The organism is Halomonas garicola (genome assembly GCF_031935715.1).
Lineage (GTDB): Bacteria > Pseudomonadota > Gammaproteobacteria > Pseudomonadales > Halomonadaceae > Vreelandella > Vreelandella garicola.
Window position 1 is genome coordinate 1 of the sequence record NZ_JASSZF010000017.1, and the last position, 17,891, is coordinate 17,891.

The 17,891-nt window shown below is 65.7% G+C and carries 15 protein-coding genes; 6 read left to right on the forward strand and 9 right to left on the reverse strand.

Translation table 11 applies throughout. From position 1 onward, the window contains the following. Positions 1-262: 262 nt before the first annotated feature. Positions 263-1,597: a deoxyguanosinetriphosphate triphosphohydrolase gene (locus RS027_RS07670; RefSeq protein WP_311955696.1), complete on the forward strand. Its 1,335-nt coding sequence runs from the start codon at positions 263-265 to the stop codon at positions 1,595-1,597. Position 1,598: 1 nt separating this feature from the next. Here the strand turns inward: RS027_RS07670 and RS027_RS07675 are convergent, their stop codons facing one another. The 9 genes from RS027_RS07675 to tkt all read right to left on the reverse strand — a co-directional run bounded on the left by RS027_RS07675 (position 1,599) and on the right by tkt (position 10,482). After that, on the reverse strand, positions 1,599-2,501 hold the full coding sequence (locus tag RS027_RS07675) for a nuclease-related domain-containing protein (RefSeq protein ID WP_311945611.1): 903 nt from the start codon (positions 2,499-2,501) through the stop codon (positions 1,599-1,601). Positions 2,502-2,549: 48 nt separating this feature from the next. Then, entirely contained in the window at positions 2,550-2,924 is a 375-nt protein-coding gene (locus RS027_RS07680; protein ID WP_311955698.1) for a translation initiation factor Sui1, read from the reverse strand. Beyond that, positions 2,924-3,652 carry an HAD family hydrolase gene (locus tag RS027_RS07685; RefSeq protein ID WP_311955700.1) on the reverse strand — a complete coding sequence of 243 codons (729 nt, stop codon included), beginning with the start codon at positions 3,650-3,652 and terminating at the stop codon, positions 2,924-2,926. Before RS027_RS07685 ends, RS027_RS07680 begins: the two co-directional genes overlap by 1 nt. A gap of 186 nt (positions 3,653-3,838) precedes the next feature. Continuing rightward, positions 3,839-4,903, reverse strand: coding sequence for a class II fructose-bisphosphate aldolase (gene fba / locus RS027_RS07690; protein ID WP_311955702.1), 1,065 nt, complete (start codon positions 4,901-4,903; stop codon positions 3,839-3,841). Between the two features lie 128 nt (positions 4,904-5,031). After that, the gene (locus tag RS027_RS07695; RefSeq protein WP_311955704.1) at positions 5,032-6,195 is read right to left on the reverse strand and encodes a phosphoglycerate kinase; all 1,164 of its coding nucleotides are present in this window, start codon (positions 6,193-6,195) and stop codon (positions 5,032-5,034) included. 21 nt (positions 6,196-6,216) lie between these two features. Next, complete coding sequence (locus RS027_RS07700; protein ID WP_311955706.1) at positions 6,217-7,311, reverse strand: type I glyceraldehyde-3-phosphate dehydrogenase; 1,095 nt, start codon at positions 7,309-7,311, stop codon at positions 6,217-6,219. A 72-nt stretch (positions 7,312-7,383) separates the two neighbouring features. After that, positions 7,384-8,097 carry an LrgB family protein gene (locus RS027_RS07705; protein ID WP_311955708.1) on the reverse strand — a complete coding sequence of 238 codons (714 nt, stop codon included), beginning with the start codon at positions 8,095-8,097 and terminating at the stop codon, positions 7,384-7,386. Then, positions 8,087-8,440, reverse strand: a complete 354-nt coding sequence (locus RS027_RS07710) for a CidA/LrgA family protein (protein ID WP_311945621.1) — start codon at positions 8,438-8,440, stop codon at positions 8,087-8,089. Before RS027_RS07710 ends, RS027_RS07705 begins: the two co-directional genes overlap by 11 nt. Further along, positions 8,428-10,482: a transketolase gene (gene tkt / locus RS027_RS07715; protein ID WP_311955710.1), complete on the reverse strand. Its 2,055-nt coding sequence runs from the start codon at positions 10,480-10,482 to the stop codon at positions 8,428-8,430. The genes RS027_RS07710 and tkt overlap by 13 nt, the downstream gene beginning before the upstream one ends. A 157-nt stretch (positions 10,483-10,639) precedes the next feature. Between tkt and metK the strand changes: the two genes are divergently transcribed. The 5 genes from metK (at position 10,640) to ligB (ending at position 17,890) form a co-directional block, all read left to right on the forward strand. Continuing rightward, positions 10,640-11,863, forward strand: coding sequence for a methionine adenosyltransferase (gene metK / locus RS027_RS07720; protein WP_311955712.1), 1,224 nt, complete (start codon positions 10,640-10,642; stop codon positions 11,861-11,863). 187 nt (positions 11,864-12,050) lie between these two features. Next, entirely contained in the window at positions 12,051-13,358 is a 1,308-nt protein-coding gene (locus RS027_RS07725) for a TAXI family TRAP transporter solute-binding subunit (RefSeq protein ID WP_311955714.1), read from the forward strand. 33 nt (positions 13,359-13,391) lie between these two features. Then, entirely contained in the window at positions 13,392-13,952 is a 561-nt protein-coding gene (locus RS027_RS07730; protein WP_311955715.1) for a DUF1850 domain-containing protein, read from the forward strand. A 39-nt stretch (positions 13,953-13,991) separates the two neighbouring features. Next, a complete protein-coding gene (locus RS027_RS07735; RefSeq protein ID WP_311955716.1) occupies positions 13,992-16,172 on the forward strand; it encodes a TRAP transporter permease in 2,181 nt (726 codons plus the stop codon). Continuing rightward, entirely contained in the window at positions 16,172-17,890 is a 1,719-nt protein-coding gene (gene ligB / locus RS027_RS07740; protein ID WP_311955718.1) for an NAD-dependent DNA ligase LigB, read from the forward strand. Before RS027_RS07735 ends, ligB begins: the two co-directional genes overlap by 1 nt. Position 17,891: the final 1 nt, after the last annotated feature.

Sequence of the window (17,891 nt, forward strand, 5' to 3'; positions counted from 1 at the left end):
AACCGCTCAGCGCCGATGGTAGTGTGGGGCCTCCCCATGCGAGAGTAGGACATCGTCAGGCACCAATACGCAAAGAACCCGGCCAAGCGCCGGGTTTTTTGTGTGCGGCTGTGTCATGGCGAGGCGTTTTGACGTCGTGGCGATCTCAGGCTCGCGGTGATGCATAGGGCATACGGCGGCACGCCAAGGCGCCCGAGGTGTAATATGGGGAGCTTAGGGGCTTACCCCTGACTAACACGCGACGTTTACGGAGACGGGCTCAATGACGATGATGTGCTGGGAGAGGCTGCTGTCCCCCCGGCGTTTGCACGACAAGCGGCTTGATATTTCACACGAGATCGGGCGCACGCCGTTTCACAAGGACCACGATCGGATTGTCTTCTCCGGCTCTTTCCGCCGCCTGGGACGCAAGACTCAGGTGCATCCGCTCACCGAAAACGACCATATCCACACCCGGTTGACCCATTCGCTTGAAGTCGGCTGCGTTGGCCGTTCGCTGGGCATGATCGTGGGGGAGCTGCTGCATGATCGCCTGCCTGACGCCATCACCCCGGCGGACCTGGGGGTGATTGTACAAACCGCCTGCCTGGGCCATGACATCGGCAATCCGCCTTTTGGTCACGCCGGCGAGTACGCCATACGCGACTGGTTCAAGCGGGCGGCCAAGGCCGGCTTGCTCGAGGGCCTGACCCCCGCCGAGCGCGACGACCTCCTTACCTACGAAGGCAACGCCCAGGGCTTTCGGGTGATTACCCAGATTGAATACAACCAGTTTAACGGCGGCATGCGCATGACCGCCGCGACGCTGGGAACGCTGCTGAAATACCCCTGGGCGGTTACCCATAAAAGCACCGGCGGCAAGTTCGGCGCCTATCAGTCAGAGCTTTCCCTGCTGCGCGAGGTAGCGGAAAGCCTGGGACTGCTCGCCCACGGGCAGGATCGCTGGTGTCGGCATCCGCTGGCGTGGCTGGTGGAGGCCGCCGACGATATCTGCTATGCCCTGCTGGATCTGGAAGACGGCCTGGAAATGGGTATTCTGCGCTACGAAGAAGTGGCGGATATTTTGCAGCGCATTGCCGGTGAGACGCCGCCCGAATATGCCGAAATGCAGCAGCGCGGCGCCTCCCAGCGTCGCCGCATTGCCCTGTTGCGGGGGGCGGCCATGGAGCGCGCGGTCAACGAGGTTGGCGAGGTATTCGTGCGCCACGAGCCGTCGCTGCTGAAAGGCGCTCTGGACCGCGATCTGCTGTCCCTGTGCCATGCGGACCTGAGCGGTGGGGTGGGCGCGGCCAAGGCGCTTGCCCGGGAGCGCATTTTCCAGAACGAACGCAAGGCCAAGCTGGAGATCGGCGCCTATACGACGCTGGGTATCTTGCTGGAGGCGTTCATCGGGGCAGCCCATGAGCTGCATCACGACGGCGAGCTGTCCTTTAAGCACCAGCGTGTTCTGGCCCTGATCGGGGAAAATACGCCGCAACAGGAGTGGCCGCTGTATGCCAGCTACCGTCGTATGCTGGACTTTATCGGCGGCATGACCGACCACTATGCGGTGGATTTGGCCCAGGAAATGGGCGGCAGGCTCAAGGGTGACGGCTGAGTCAGGCGGAGGGCTGACGCAGGTGCCTGTCCGACTGCTGTGAGCGCTCGAGCAGCAGGTAGATCACTTTGTCGTGGACGGCCCTGTCAAGCTCGCCAAGCGTCATATCGGCAAGCCCGGTGGCCAGCCTTTCGCCGCTGACGACCGTGATGTCGCTGGCGGCCTCCCGGGTGTCGATCTCCCAGCCCGGGAGTACCAGAATGCCGCGCACGGGCACCGCTATACCGCACTGGCGCTCCAGCCAGTCGCTCAGCCAGCTGACGGCCTGACGAGTCTTGTACAGCGGCCGACGCTCCTGCCAGTGAGGAAAGCGCAGCCGCTCTTGCTCCACATACACCCAGTTCAGCGCGCGGCTGTCGACCCCCAGAGCCCGGGCGCGGGTTTCCACGACAAAAACCCCGCTGGGCGTGACGACCACGTGGTCAATGGTAAAGCGCCCGGCGGGCACGTCGTGAAACACCGCGTAGGGGTGCGCTTCGGGGTGAACCAGCCGCTCCAGCTCCTGGCCGACGGCAAGCTCGCAGGCAAGGCCCAGCTTGAGGCGGCGAATGCGCTGGTAGTCGCGTACCAGCAATAGGGAAAAAATCAGCACCAGCGCCGTGCTCAGCAGGCCGTAGAGCGCCCACTCGACCCAGAACTGCCGCTGGGTAAAGAGCATGCGACCCATGCCGTAGACCAGCGGCGCCAGGCTAACCAGCGGGCCCAGCGAGCCGTTGAGAAAGAGCGTGGAAAAGGCCTGGTCCAGCCGCGTGCGCAGCGCCTGGCCCGGCCCGCGCAGGAGGTCAGCATCAAACGGCGAGCGCACGCTGGCGTCGTGCAGGCTGCGCAGGGCCAGCACCACGGCGCCGAGGGCAGCCATGGGAAAGAGAAAGATGAGCGGTAACAGGTATTCCAGCCAGACCATGAGGGACCTTTGCCGTGGTGTTATAGGGCGCTGCGGCTTGCCCGTGGCTTAGCCGCCGGCGTGTTTGACCGTATAGTCCAGCTCGACCAGCGCCTGGTAAAGCGTATCGCGGTGATCGCCCTGTATTTCGATGACGCCGTTTTTCACCGCACCGCCGGTACCGCAGCGCTTTTTCAGCCGCTTGGCCAGCTGTTTCAGCTCGTCGGCGGGCAGCTTGATCCCGCTCAGAGTCGTGACCCCCTTGCCTTTGCGCCCGCTGGTTTCGCGGCGGATACGCACCGTGCCGTCCAGCGCCGCGAGGCGCTGCTCGTCGGCCACTGCTTCGCAGCGGCATTGGTCCAGGGCTTCGCGGCAGTGAGGGCAGGTGTCGCCCTGTTCGGTAGAGTAAACCAGCCCGCCGAGCTGGTCGCGCAGCGATGCCATTAGCGTCCTCCTGTGGCTGCCTTGGGTAGTGGCGTTGCGGGCGTGTCATCAGCCGCCGGGGCAGGGTGGCGCGCCCGGGTCAGCTGCTCCACCACGTCGGGGAGCTCTTTCATGTGGCGTATCATAATGGCATTTGCCGGCGTCGTCTCGATCCGTGGAAAGCGATTGAGGTGAATCACCGTCATGCCGGCGGCAAGCGCGGCCTGAACGCCGACCAGGGCATCGTCAATGGCGATGCAGTCGCCGGGGGCAAACCCCATGGCGCGTGCGGCATGAAGGTGCAGGCAGGGCTCGGGTTTCCAGCAGTTGACGCTATAGCCGCTGAACAGGGCGGTCTGAAAGTAGCCGTCAAGCCGGGTGGTGGCAAGGGCCGTGCGAATTTTTGCCGCCGCGCCGTTGGACACCACCGCTCGGGGGTAGGCGATGAGCTGCTCGAGCGCTTCCCGAGTACCGGCAATGGGCACAAGCTCGGTGGCAAGGCGTTGGGCCAGCTTGACCCGCATGGCTTTGTCTATGCGCTTGAGCTTACGGGCAGGTACGTGACCGTGCTGCTTCTGCAGCTGTTTGATGATATGGCGAAAGCGTACGCCGCGGTACTTGGTCAGATAATCGGCGGTGGTAAATGGCAATCCTGCCGCGTTGAGACCGGCGGCCATTTCTTCTGCCAGCAGCGGTTCGCTATCGACCAGGGTACCGTCGCAATCAAACAGTAAAAGAGGCAGAAACATGGTGAATCCTTGCAGCGGATGACGCCTCAGTGTGGCACAAAGCCCCTGACCCGGCTACTGGCTCATGGCTCGCTCGGGCGCGATGAGGTCGCGGCGCTGCACCATGAAAAAGGCGGCCCGGTGGCCGCCTCTTGTGCGCATGCTGCTTGCCCAGCCGGGTTTGTCGGCGGGCTGCGTTGGCTAGGGTTACTTGACCTTGGGCGCCATCTCGCCGCGTTCGTAGCGCTGGTACATGTCTTCCAGGCTGATCGGCTTGATTTTGCTGGCGTTGCCCGCGGCGCCAAAGGATTCGTAGCGGTTAATGCACACGTCGCGCATGGCGCCGATGGTTTCCTTGAGGAACTTGCGCGGATCGAATTCGGCCGGATTCTGCGCCAGGAAACGACGCACCGCGCCGGTGGACGCCAGGCGCAGGTCGGTGTCGACGTTGACCTTGCGCACGCCGTGCTTGATGCCTTCGACGATTTCCGCGACCGGCACGCCATAGGTTTCGGGGATGTCGCCGCCGTACTGGTTGATCACGTCGAGCCACTCCTGGGGCACCGAGGAGGAGCCGTGCATCACCAGGTGGGTATCGGGGATCCGCGCGTGGATCTCCTTGATGCGCTGGATGGAGAGCGTATCGCCGGTGGGCGGCTGGGTGAACTTGTAGGCGCCGTGGCTGGTGCCGATGGCAATGGCCAGGGCATCAACGTGGGTGGCCTTGACGAATTCGGCCGCTTCTTCGGGGTCGGTGAGAAGCTGCTCGCGGTCGAGCTTGCCCTCGGCGCCAATGCCGTCTTCCTCGCCGGCCATGCCGGTTTCCAGGCTGCCCAGGCAGCCAAGCTCGCCTTCCACGGAAACGCCGCAGGCGTGGGCCATTTCCACGGTGCGCCGGGTGACGTCGACGTTGTAGTCGTAGTCCATCGGCGTCTTGCCGTCTTCCCCCAGGGAGCCGTCCATCATTACCGAGGAAAAGCCCAGCTGGATGGAGCGCTGGCACACCGCAGGGCTAGTGCCGTGGTCCTGGTGCATGGCCACCGGAATATGCGGAAACTCTTCCACCGCCGCCAGGATCAGGTGGCGCAGAAAGGGCGCGCCGGCGTATTTGCGCGCGCCGGCGGACGCCTGGATGATCACCGGCGAGTCGGTCTGGTCGGCGGCTTCCATGATGGCGCGCATTTGCTCGAGGTTGTTGACGTTGAATGCGGGGATGCCGTAGCCGTGTTCGGCGGCGTGGTCCAGCATCTGGCGCATGCTGATTAGTGCCATGAAGTCACCTTAGTATCGGTAGCGGGGATGAAATGTACACCGGGCTTCGCCTGGAAGCGTAGAAAGCGGGTGTCGTATACACTGATTGAGATCATGTCTCCACAAGGCGCCTGTTACAAGCGCCGGGCCTATCTCGCCGCCGCTTCCAGCGCGCTGACGGCAGGCAGCGTTTTGCCTTCGACGTATTCCAGAAAGGCGCCGCCGCCGGTGGAGATATACGACACCTGATCGGCGATGGCGTACTTATCGATGGCGGCCAAGGTATCACCGCCGCCGGCAATCGAGAAAGCGCTGCTTTCGGCAATGGCCCGTGCCAGGCGCCGGGTGCCTTCGCCGAACTGGTCGATTTCGAACACGCCTACGGGCCCGTTCCACAGCACGGTACCGGCTTCCTTGAGCAGGCCGGCAAGGCTCTCGGCGCTGTCCGGGCCGATGTCGAGGATCAGCTCGTCGTCGGCGACTTGATCCACCGGCTTGACCGTGGCTGCGGCGGACTCGGACACTTCGGTAGCCACCACGACGTCGGTGGGCAGGGGAATATCGACCTTGTCCATCAGGGCTTTGGCCTGATCGACGAGGTCTGCCTCGTGGAGCGACTTGCCGACGTTATGGCCGGCGGCGGCGATAAAGGTGTTGGCGATGCCGCCGCCGACGATCAGCTGGTCGCACTTGTCGGCAAGGGCAGTGAGGACCTCGAGCTTGGTCGAGACCTTGGCGCCGCCGACGATCGCCGCCATGGGGCGCGCCGGCGCGGCAAGCGCGGTTTCCAGCGCGGCAAGCTCGGCGGCGAGCAGCGGGCCGGCGCAGGCCGCCTTGGCAAATCGCGCGACGCCGTGGGTCGAGGCCTGAGCGCGATGCGCGGTGCCGAAGGCGTCCATGACGAAGACGTCGCACAGCGCGGCGTAGCGGCGGGCAAGTGCTTCGTCGTCCTTTTTCTCGCCGGCGTTGAAGCGCACGTTTTCCAGCAGGGCCACTTCGCCGTTGGCAAGCTCGGGGGCGCTGTCCAGGTAGTCGGTGACCAGCGTAATCGGACGCTCAAGCAGCTCGCCCAGGCGCCTGGCCACCGGCGCCAGGGAGAATTCGTCCGCCGGCTCGCCCTCGACGGGGCGCCCCAAGTGGCTCATCAACAGCACCTGGGCGCCGGCCTCAACGGCTGCGCGGATGGTCGGCAGCGCCGCGCGCAGGCGGGCGTCGCTTGTTACCCGGCCCTGCTTGATAGGCACGTTCAGGTCTTCACGGATCAGTACGCGCCGGCCGCGAAGGGAAAGGTCGTTCATGGTCTGCACGTTCATGGCAAAACGTCCTCGTCGTCTCTAGTCAGTCGTTGGGGCATGGAAGGTCAAGTCGTCGTGACGCAGCCGCGCTAGCCGCTGGGTGATATCCAGCATGCGGTTGGCAAAGCCCCACTCGTTGTCGAACCAGCATAAAAGCTTGACCAGCCGCGCCCCGGCGACCCGGGTCTGGGTAGCGTCGATGACCCCCGAGCGCGGGTCGTGGTTGAAGTCGCTGGAGGCGGTGGGCTCTTCGGTATAGCCCAGCACGCCGTCGAGCCGGCTGGTCACGGCCGTTTGCAGCAGCGCGTTGACCGCGGCGGCATCGGTATCGCGGCGCATCGTCAGCGCCAGGTCCATGGCCGACACGTTGATGGTGGGCACCCGCACGTGCAGGCACTCAAAACGCCCGGCAAGGCTCGGCATCAGCCGGCTGATGCCCCGGGCCAGGCCGGTATCCACGGGGACAATGGACTGCATCGCCGAGCGCGTCAGGCGCAGGTCGGTCTGATGGTAGGCGTCGATCACCGGCTGATCGTTCATCGCCGAGTGAATGGTGGTGGTCACGCCGTGCTCCACGCCCAGCGCTTCGTCAAGCACCGTCAAAAGCGGCACCAGGCAGTTGGTGGTGCAGGAGGCGGCGGAGATCACCGGCTGGTCAAGCGTCAGCGAGTCCTGGTTGATTCCCCATACCACGGTTGCGTCGACGTCGCTTTCCGCCGGCTGGGAAAACAGCAGCTGTTTGGCCCCGGCGTCGATGTGCTGCATAGCGGTGGCGCGATCCTTGAAGCTGCCCGAACACTCCACCACCAGGTCCACGTCGAGCTTGCGCCAGGGAAGCCGGGTAGGGTCCGGCTCGCTAAGCAGGCGGATGCGCCGGCCGTTGACGATCAGGTCGCCGTTGTCGCTTTCCACCGTCCCCGGAAAGCGCCCGTGGGTGGTATCAAAGCGCGTCAGGTAGCTGATGGTAGCGGCGTCCGAGAGCTCGTTGATGGCGACGATATCGATGGGTATCGGGTCGATATGGGTCGGGTCGGTGCTGGCCGTCTCGCGCTCTACCAGCGCGCGCAGCACGCACTGGCCGATGCGGCCGTAGCCGTTGATGGCAATGCGGTACCGGTAAGCCTCGTCCGCCATGGTGTGATGTCCTCCGCAATGCTGAAGTGAGATGCGCGGCCGCCGGCAGCCGGGCTCAGGGGGCTATTGGCGTCAGCTTAACAGCTGCCAGGCCAGCGGCAGCAAAAGCGCGGTGAAGATCCCCGTCAGGCTCATCCCAAGCGAGGCAAAGGCGCCGGCGGTGGAGCCGATTTCAAAGGCGCGTACCGTGCCCAGCGCGTGGCCGTTGACGCCCAGGGCAAAGCCGATCAGGCGCTCGTCGGTAATGCCCATCAGCCTGGCAACCAGGCTGACAAAGGCAATGGCGGCCACGCCGGTGATCAGCAGCGCCCCCAGCAGCAGCGAGACGTTGCCGCCGATCTGCTCGGCAATGCCCATGGCGATGGGGGCGGTAACCGACTTGGCGGCAAGCGAGGCGATGATCTCGCCAGGCGCGCCCATGAGCCAGGCGATGCCCAGCGCGTAGACAATGGCCATGACGGCGGACACCGGCAGGCACACGGCCAACGGGCGCCACAGCTGGCGAATGCGGGGCAGCAGTTGGTATAGCGGCATGCCCAGCGCCACGGTCGCCGGGCCCAGCAGCACGGTAAGCCAGCGGGCGCCGTCCTGGTAGGCCGTGTAATCCATCCCGGTGAGCACCAGCGCTCCGGTCAGCAGAACGGTGGCGAGCAGAATGGCCGGTAGCCAGGGCGGCCGGCCAAGGCGCTTGAGCAGCGCCATGGCGACCAGGTAGGCAGCCAGCGTAAGCGCCACGGCGAACAGCGGCGTGGCGGTCAGTCGCTGCAGCAGTGCCTCACTCAGCATGGTCATCCTGCATCAGGCGCTTCAATAGCCAAAGCGTAGTAAACACGCTGAGCAGGGTGCCCACGACCAGGCTTAGCATGATCGCGGTCCACTGCCCGGCCAGCTCGTCGATCATGAAAAACACGCCGGTCACGCCGGGCATGATCAGCATCGCCAGCATGGCGATCAGCGGCTGGGCGGCGGCGGCCACGCTGTCCGGCACGCCGCCGTTTATCGCCAGGGCGCCGCACAGCAACAGCATGCCGATTACGCCGGAGGAAATGGGGATGCCGGTGTAGTAGACGATCAGCTCACCGGCAAGCCAGCACAGCAGCAGCCACAAAAAACCGTTCAGCGCAGGCATGAGGTCACCGACAAAGGCATTGACTCCAGCAGCTCTCGGGCCTGCTCGACCACGTGATCGACGGTAAAGCCGAAGTGCTTGAACAGATCCTCCGCCGGGGCGGATTCGCCGTAGGTGGTCATGCCGATCACCCGGCCCTCAAGGCCTACGTACTTGTACCAGTAGTCGGCGTGGGCGGCTTCCACGGCAATGCGCCGGGTAACCGCTGCCGGCAGCACGCTGTCGCGGTATTCGGCGCTCTGGTCATCGAAGCGCTGGGTGGACGGCATGGAGACCACGCGCACGGCGGTGCCGCCGGCTTCAAGCTCGGCGGCGGCGTCCATGGCCAGGCCGACCTCGGAGCCGGTGGCGATCAGAATCAGCTCCGGTGCGGCCTCGCTGCCTTTAAGCGAACTGTCTTTGAGGACACTATCCTTAAGAACGTAGCCGCCGCGCTGAATGTTGGCCAGCTGGGCCCGGGTGCGCGGCTGGTGGACGAGGTTCTGGCGCGAGAACACCAGCGCGGTGGGGCCGGAAGTGTGCTTGATCGCGGCGTCCCAGGCAGCGGCGGTTTCCACCGCGTCGCAGGGGCGCCAGGCACAAAGATTGGGAATGGTGCGCAAGCCGGTCAGCTGTTCGACGGGCTGGTGGGTGGGGCCGTCTTCGCCAAGGCCGATGGAGTCGTGGGTGAAGACGTAGATGGCCTGCTGGTTCATGATCGCCGACATGCGGATGGCGTTGCGCATGTAGTCCATAAAGGTCAAGAACGTCGCGCCGTAGGGCACAAAGCCGCCGTGCAGGGCGATGCCGTTCATGATCGCGGCCATGCCGAATTCGCGCACGCCGTAGTGCAGGTAGCTGCCGCCGGGCGCGTCGGGCGTGATGGTCCTGGCGCCGTCCCAGAATGTCAGGTTCGACGGCGCCAGATCGGCGCTGCCGCCGAGCAGTTCGGGCAGCTGGGGACCAAGCTCGTTGAGCACGGCAAGCGATGCCTTGCGCGACGCGGTGGTCTTGGCCTCCTGCTGGGCCTTTTCCACCAGCGCCAGGCTGGTGAGCGTGCGCGGCAGCTCGCCCTTCAGGCGGCGCTTAAGCTCGGCGGCGTCCTCGGGGAAGGCGTCGGCGTAGCGCGCAAAGCGTGCGTCCCACTCGGCCTGGCGCGCCTTGCCCGCCTCCCGAGCGTCCCAGCCGACGTAGATGTCTTCGGGAACGTGGAAGGGGGCGTGATGCCAGCCCAGCTGCTCCCGGGCGGCGGCGACTTCGTCGTCGCCGAGCGCGGCCCCGTGGGAGGACGCCTTGCCCTGCTTGTTGGGCGCGCCAAAGCCGATCACGGTCTTGCACACGATCAGGCTGGGCTTATCGTCCTGGGTCAGGGCAAGCTCAATGGCTGCCTTGATCTCGTCGGGCTTGTGGCCGTCGACGTTGGCCACTACGTGCCAGCCGTAGGCGTCAAAGCGCTTGGCGGTATCCTCGGTAAACCAGCCGTCGACCTCGCCGTCGATGGAAATGCCGTTATCGTCGTAAAACGCCACCAGCTTGCCCAGCTTCTGGGTGCCGGCAAGGGAGGCCACCTCGTGGGAGATGCCTTCCATCAGACAGCCGTCGCCGAGAAAGCACCAGGTGCGGTGATCGACGATCGCGTGGCCCGGGCGGTTGAACTGGCCGGCCAGCGTTTTCTCGGCAAGCGCCATGCCCACGGCGTTGGCCAGCCCCTGGCCCAGCGGGCCGGTGGTGGTTTCGATCCCCGGGGCGTAGCCGTGCTCCGGGTGGCCGGCGGTAGCGGCGTGGAGCTGGCGGAAGTTTTGCAGCTGCTCGAGGCCGAGGTCGTAGCCCGTAAGGTGCAAAAGCGAGTACAGCAGCATCGAGCCGTGGCCGTTGGAGAGCACAAAGCGATCGCGGTCGGCCCACTGGGGGGCCTCAGGGCTGTGCTTGAGGTAGTCATTCCACAGCACTTCGGCGATGTCAGCCATGCCCATGGGCGCGCCGGGGTGGCCGGAATTGGCCTTTTGTACGGCGTCCATGGAAAGCGCGCGAACGGCATTGGCCAGCTCAAATCGGGACGGCATGGGGTGCTCCTCGCCTGCAAACGGAAATCAAAGCCGTTATTATCGCTGACTTCGCCCATGGCGGCAAATCCTAGGAAGCCGTGCGGGCAGGGTGTAAACTCCAGCCCTTTGGCAACAATTTTCACTCCTGCCACCAGAACAGAGGGTCGAGAGCGCGATGAGCGAATATTCCCTGTTTACTTCCGAGTCGGTTTCCGAAGGTCACCCCGACAAGATCGCCGACCAGATTTCCGATGCGGTGCTGGATGCCATTATTGCCCGCGATAAACAGGCGCGCACAGCGTGTGAAACCCTGGTCAAGACCGGCGTGGCGATCATTGCCGGGGAAGTGACCACGTCTGCCTGGATTGATCTTGACGCGCTGGTGCGCGAGGTGATCAACGGCATCGGCTATACCTCCTCGGAAGTCGGTTTTGACGGCGATACCTGCGGCATCATCAACCTCATTGGCAAGCAAAGCGTGGACATTGCCCAGGGCGTGGACCGCGTCAAGCCCGAAGACCAGGGCGCCGGCGACCAGGGGCTGATGTTTGGTTACGCCACCAACGAAACCGACGATTACATGCCCGCGCCGGTGTACTACGCGCATCGGCTGGTGCAAAAGCAGTCCGAGCTTCGCCGCGAGGGGCTTTTGCCCTGGCTGCGCCCGGATGCCAAGAGCCAGCTGACGTTCCGCTACGACGCGCACGGCAAGCCCTGCGGCGTCGATGCCGTGGTGCTTTCGACCCAGCACGACCCCGATATCGATCAGGAAGAGCTGCGCAAGATCGTCAGGCGCGAAATCATCGAAGCGGTGATCCCCGCCGAATGGCTGGACGAGGCTACCCAGTATCACATCAACCCCACCGGCAAGTTTGTCATCGGCGGGCCGGTAGGCGACTGCGGGCTCACCGGGCGCAAGATCATCGTCGATACTTACGGCGGCATGGCGCGCCACGGGGGCGGCGCGTTTTCGGGCAAGGACCCGTCCAAGGTCGACCGCAGCGCCGCCTACGCCGGGCGCTACGTGGCCAAGAACATCGTTGCCGCGGGGCTTGCCGACAAGTGCGAAATCCAAATTTCCTACGCCATCGGCGTGGCCGAGCCGACGTCGGTGTCGGTCGATACCTTCGGCACCGGCAAGGTGAGCGAGGCCGCTATTGTGCGCCTGGTGCGCGAGCACTTCGATCTGCGCCCCTACGCCATTACCCGGATGCTCGACCTTGAGCACCCCATGTATCAGCTCACCGCCGCCTACGGCCACTTCGGCCGGAAACCGTTCGAGCACAGCTACCGCTGGACCGACGACCGGGGCCAGGAGCACGTGGAAACCTTCACCGCTTTCCCCTGGGAGAAAACCGACCGCGTTGATGCCCTGCGTCAGGCCGCCGGTATGGCGTAGCCTCGCCTCGCCGAATAATCGTGCGGTGTGACATTTCAATGTGTCAGCACCGTGCCAGGTAGCCCATCGTTTAAAGGCCCCGGTATACCGGGGCCTTTTTATGTTGCAGAGTGTCACGGTAACGTTAAAACGGCTGCCTTACCGGGCAGCGACGTGGGCAAATCGCCATAACAAGAGGAGAGGTACGATGACCAAGCGTATTTGGGTACAGGCGGCGGCGCTGGGACTATCCGGCGCCTTGCTGGCAGGCTGCGGTGACGATGCCGAAGAGACGGCCCAGGAGAGCGACACGAGCACGCAGCAGCCGGCCGGCGACGCCGGGACCAAGAAAGCCGAGGTGGAAACGCCGGAAGACGCTAGCGACCAGGCGGACGATGCCCAGGGCGGCGATGACCAGACCGATACCGACGATACCGACCAGGCCAAGGATACCGACCAGGCCAAGGATACCGACCAGGCCGACGATGCCGATCAAACCAGCGATGCGGCCGCCAACGGCGAGCCGGTGAGCCTGATCTTCGGCACCGGCGGCACCGGCGGCACCTACTACCCCATCGGCGGCGCGCTCAAGGGCGTGTTTGAGCAAAGCGACCTGGTGGAAAACGTTCAGGTGGTCTCCACCGGCGCCTCCGTGCAGAACATCAACAATATCAGCGACGGCCTGAACCATATCGCGATTGTGATGAGCGACGTGGCCTTTGATGCGGTCAACGGTGACAACCAGTTCGACGGCGAGCCGGCGGATATCAGCGCGCTGGCGGGGCTCTACCCCAACGTGGTGCAGATCGTTGCCACCGAGGACAGCGATATCGAGAGCATCGCCGACCTCGAAGGCAAGCGCGTTGGCGTAGGCAAGGTGGGCTCGGGCGTTGAGCAGAGCGCAACCAAGGTCATCGAGTCCGCGGGCATGAGCTACGACGACCTGGCCCAGATTAGCCATACCGGCTACGCCGACAGCGTGACCGGCATGAGCAACGGTAACCTGGACGCCGCCTTCTTCACCTCGGGCGTGCCCAACTCGAGCATTACCGGACTTCAGCAGAACACCGATATCACCTTCGTCCCGGTCGACGGCGAGGTGGCCGATAAGCTGCTGGAGCAGTACCCCTACTACGAGTCCTACACCGTGCCGGCCGGCGCCCCGGAGCGCTACGACCTCGATGAGGAAGTGGACACCGTGGCGATCCGCAACATGCTGATCGTGGGTAGCGACATGCGCGACGACGTCGCCGAAGAGCTGACCCAGCGCTTCTACGACTACCTCAACTCCGACAAGGTCTCGGTGAGCGCGCTCAAGCAGATTGATACCGATACCATGAATGAGGACCTGGTCGTACCGGTGCATCCCGGCGCCGAATCGGTGTACGAGTCCGTGTCCGGCGGCGCGACGGACGACGAGGATAGCCAGCCGGCAGATGCCGATAACAACAGCGACGATGCACAGCCCGACGACGCCGAGGCGGAAAAAGAGAGTGCCGACAGCCAGTCGTCCTGATGTAGCCTCTGACATCCGTTTTGGATGGCATCCATGGCGCCGCGCGTAGCGCCCGGCGCCATCGGGATCACCCTTGTCGCGGCGGCCATAATGGCCGCCGCGCTTGCGTGGCCGCTCCCCTGGCTAACGGTGCACGACGGGGGTGATCTGCGCTATGCCTTCCCCGGCGGTGAGGGCGCGCGCTTTACCCTGCGCTGGATGCACTCGGTGGAGAAGGAAGACTGGGAGGAGTGGTTCGAGGTAGGGAAGAGCGGCGCCATCATGCTCACCGGCACGCGCTTCAAAACCTTCGGCGCCGGCGTGCCGGCCGCGGCGGGCACGGCCACCAGGCTTGATAACGGCTGGGTGGTGATGACCGGCATTGATCGCGCGGTAGACCCTTTGGCCGTGCAGGCGGCCGCCGCCGAGCGCTACCGCATGCGCTATCATCTCGGCCCGTTCGAACCGACCTTTGCGCTGTCCCGGGCCGAGCCTCCCCCGGTACTGACGTTCAGCGTTAAGCGCGCGCCGCTGTGGCGGGTGCTGCCGGCGCTGGTGCGACCCTGGCGGCTGGCCTATTCTTTTGAGCGGGATACCGGGGCCAACAGCCAATAATCATCAATGCAAGAGATCAAGGCAAGAGAGAGGGGCGCTATGTCCGACGACAAGCACGCATCATCGGGGCAGGCCCCGGCCGGCGCAGCCGACGATCCGGCGGTGAAGGAAGCGCTGGAAAAATACGACCGCGAAAGCCTGGTGCGCGACAGGCTGCCAAGTGCCGTGATCAAGGGCGTCACGGTAGTGGCGGTGCTGCTGGCGCTGTTTCACCTCTACACTTCCTTTTCCGGTCCGCTGGTCGACGTCGCCCAGCGCAGCATCCACCTCTATACTCTGCTGGGGCTGACTTTCGTCCTCTACCCGCTGACCCGCACCGGCGCGCGGGATCGCGTGCCCTGGGGCGACGCCGCGCTGGCGATTTTGGCCTTCGGCGTGGGCGTTTACATGCTGGCGGTGGCCGACCGCGTTATCGCCTCGGCCGGGCGCATCAACGATACCGATATGCTGGTGGGCATACTGGCGGTGGCCCTGGTGCTGGACGCCACCCGGCGGGCCACCGGCTGGGGGCTGACGCTGCTGGCCACGCTGTTTCTGGCCTACGGCTTTTACGCCAAGCTGTCGTTCTACCCCGCGCTTGACGCCACTATCGTGCTGGCCACCTGCCGCCAGATCGTCTCGCACCTGGTGTTTATCACCGAGGGGCTTTTGGGTACCGCTACCGGCGTCTCGGCGAGCTACATCATCCTGTTTATCCTCTTCGGCGCCTTTCTCGGCAAGTCGGGGCTGGGGCAGCTGTTCAACGACCTGGCGCTGGCCGTGGCCGGGCATACCCGGGGCGGGCCGGCCAAGGTCGCGGTCATTGCCAGCGGCTTTCTCGGCTCGATCAACGGCTCGGCGATTGCCAACGTGGTGACCACCGGCGCCTTTACCATTCCGCTGATGAAGCGCACCGGCTACAAGCCCAACTTTGCCGGCGCCGTCGAGGCCTCGGCGAGCGTCGGCGGGCAGATACTCCCGCCGATCATGGGGGCGGCAGCCTTCATCATGGCCGAGGTGCTGTCGGTGCCGTATACCCAGGTGATTCTGGCCGGCATTATCCCCGCGCTGCTGTTCTATCTGGGCGTGCTGTTTCAGGTACACCTGCGCGCGCTGCGCGACGGCCTGGAAGGCATCGATCGCGCCAGGCTCACGCCGCTCAAGGCCGTACTGCTCAAGCGCGGGCACCTGCTGATTCCCATGGCGGTGCTGCTGTGGCTGCTGTTCGAGGGCCGCGCGCCGTTTTTCGCCGCCTTCTGGTCCATCGCCGCCACCGTGCTGATCTGCGGTACCTGGCGGGTCACCCTGGGCACCAGCGCCATTCTCGCGCTGCTGATTGTCGAGCCCCAGTGGCAGGCGCTGCTGGCGGGCAACGCGATGCCCGGGCTGCCCGCCAGCCGGCTGATGCTGTTTGGCATCGTTGCCCTGCCGGTGGCGATTAACGCGCTGCGGGCGAAGCTTGGCCTGGTAGCGGAAAAGATGGACGTCGCCGACTGCCGGGACGCCATGCACGACGGCGTGCGCAACGCCATTCCCGTGGCCATTGCCTGCGGCGCGGTGGGCATTATCGTCGGCGTGGCCACGCTCACCGGCATCGCCCTGGAGGTGGCCGATGCGGTGGTGACGCTTGGCCAGCAGATTCCCTACCCCACGGTGCAGCTGCTGGTGACGCTTGCGCTCACCATGCTCGCCTCGATTGTGCTGGGTATGGGGCTGCCGAGCATCCCTACCTACATCATCACCAGCACCATGGCGGCGCCGATCCTGCTCAACCTGCCGCTGTTTCGTGAGCTGGCCGGCAGCAGCGACACCGCGATCTTTGTGGCGCACATGTTCGTGTTCTACTTCGGCATCTTTGCCAACCTCACGCCGCCGGTGGCGCTTGCCGCCTATGCCGGCGCCGGTATCAGCGGCGGCTCGCCCAACGCCACCGGCTTTCAGGCCATGCGCCTGGCCGTTGCCGGGTTCGTGGTGCCCTACATGTTCGTGTTTGCCCACAGCATGCTGATGATCGACGCCACCGTCGGCGACATTCTGCTGGTGGTGGTCACCGGCGTGGTCGGCGTACTGCTGCTGGCCGTGGCGGTGGAAGGCTATCTGCGCCGGCCGCTCAACGTCTTCTGGCGCCTGCTGGCCGGGGTCGGGGCGCTGACGCTGATTTTCCCCGGATTGATCAGCGACCTTATCGGCGCGCTGATTGCCGCCGGGCTGTTGTTGCTGGCCAGAAAGGAAGCCGAGTAATGCCGCGGGGGCGGTGGGAGGCGCCGGCGATAGTAATAGCGGCGGCGCTGGCGCTGTGGGCCGGGCCGGCGGCGGCAAGCTGCCCGAGCTGGAGCGAGGCGCGGCTGGGTCAGGAAGTCCGGGCCCTGGAGGCGCGGCTGGCCGAGTGGGACCGCGCCTACTATCAAGGCGGACGCTCGCCCGTTGACGACGAGCTGTACGACCAGGCGGCCGCGCGGCTGGAAGCCTGGCGGACCTGCGCGGGAACGCCCCGGCGCCATGCCCCTGAACTCAGCGCGAGCGCCGGCCCACCGGCGGGTAAAAACAGCGTGCGCCGTCACCCGGTAGCCCAGACCGGGCTCGAGAAGCTTGATGAAGCCGGCGTCGAGCGCTGGGCCAGCCGCCGGGACGACCTCTGGGTGCAGCCCAAGGTGGACGGCGTGGCGGTCACGCTGCGCTACGCGGACGGCAGGCTTGTTGACGCCGTGAGCCGCGGCGACGGCGAGCGCGGCCAGGACTGGACGGCCCGGGCCCGCCAGCTGCCGGCCGTGCCCGATACCCTTCCCGAGCCGGCGTCGGCGGTGCTCCAGGGCGAGCTTTACTGGCGCCTTGCCGACCACGTTCAGGCTAAGCCCCGAAAGCCCCTCGCGCGCAACAAGGTGGCCGGCGTTATGCGCCAGGCCGCGCCTTCCCGGGCCGAGCTTGGACGCGTGGGCCTCTTTGTCTGGGGCTGGCCCGACGGCCCCGCGACCATGCCCGAGCGCCTTGAAGGACTTGGCGCGTTGGGGTTTGCCACCGCCGACTATACGCACAGGCTCGATGATCGCCGCGGCGCTGCCCATTGGCGGGAGCACTGGTATACCGCGCCGCTGCCTTTCGCCACCGACGGCGTGGTGCTCAAGCAGGGCAAGCGGCCCGGCGGGGCGCACTGGCGCCCACGCCCGCCGGACTGGACGGTGGCGTGGAAGTACCCCGAGCAGCGGGCGCTTGCCGGGGTGCGCGGGGTCGAGTTTCGCATCGGCCGCACCGGGCGGGTGACGCCGCTTTTGCACCTTGACCCGGTGCGCCTGGACGGCCGGCGCATCAGCCGGGTGTCGCTTGGCTCGCTCGAGCGCTGGCGGCGCTTTGACGTCCGCGCCGGCGACCAGATTGCCGTGGCACTGGGCGGGCTGACGATTCCGGCGTTCGAGCAGGTGGTCTGGCAGGCCGTCGAGCGCGAGCCGCTGACGGTGCCCGCGGCAGACGATTACCATCGCCTCAGCTGTTTTTCGCTGTCGGCGCCAAGTGAGCGACGTCCGCTGGGCTGCGAGGGCCAGCTCCTCGCCAGGCTCGACTGGCTGGGCGACGCGCTTCGCATGCGCGGCGTAGGCGAGGGCACCTGGCAGTCGCTGATGGACGCAGGCGCGGTGGCTGGGCTACTGGACTGGCTAACGCTTGACCGGGCCCGGCTGGAGCGGGTGCCGGGGATCGGCGCGGCCAGGGCGCAACTCCTCACGCAGCGCTTTACCGCGGCGCGAGCGCAGCCGTTTTCCGCCTGGCTCGAGGCGCTGGGGGCGCCGACGGGTAGCGAAAAGGCAAGCGGCGACTGGGCCGCGCTTGCCGGCTACAGCCGGCAGCAGTGGCGGGCGCTACCCGGCGTCGGCGCCACCCGCGCCGAAGCGCTGACGGCGTTTTTCCGCGCGCCCGGGGTGCAGGCGCTGGCCGACCGTTTGCGAGCGGCCGGCGTCGACGGGTTTTAGG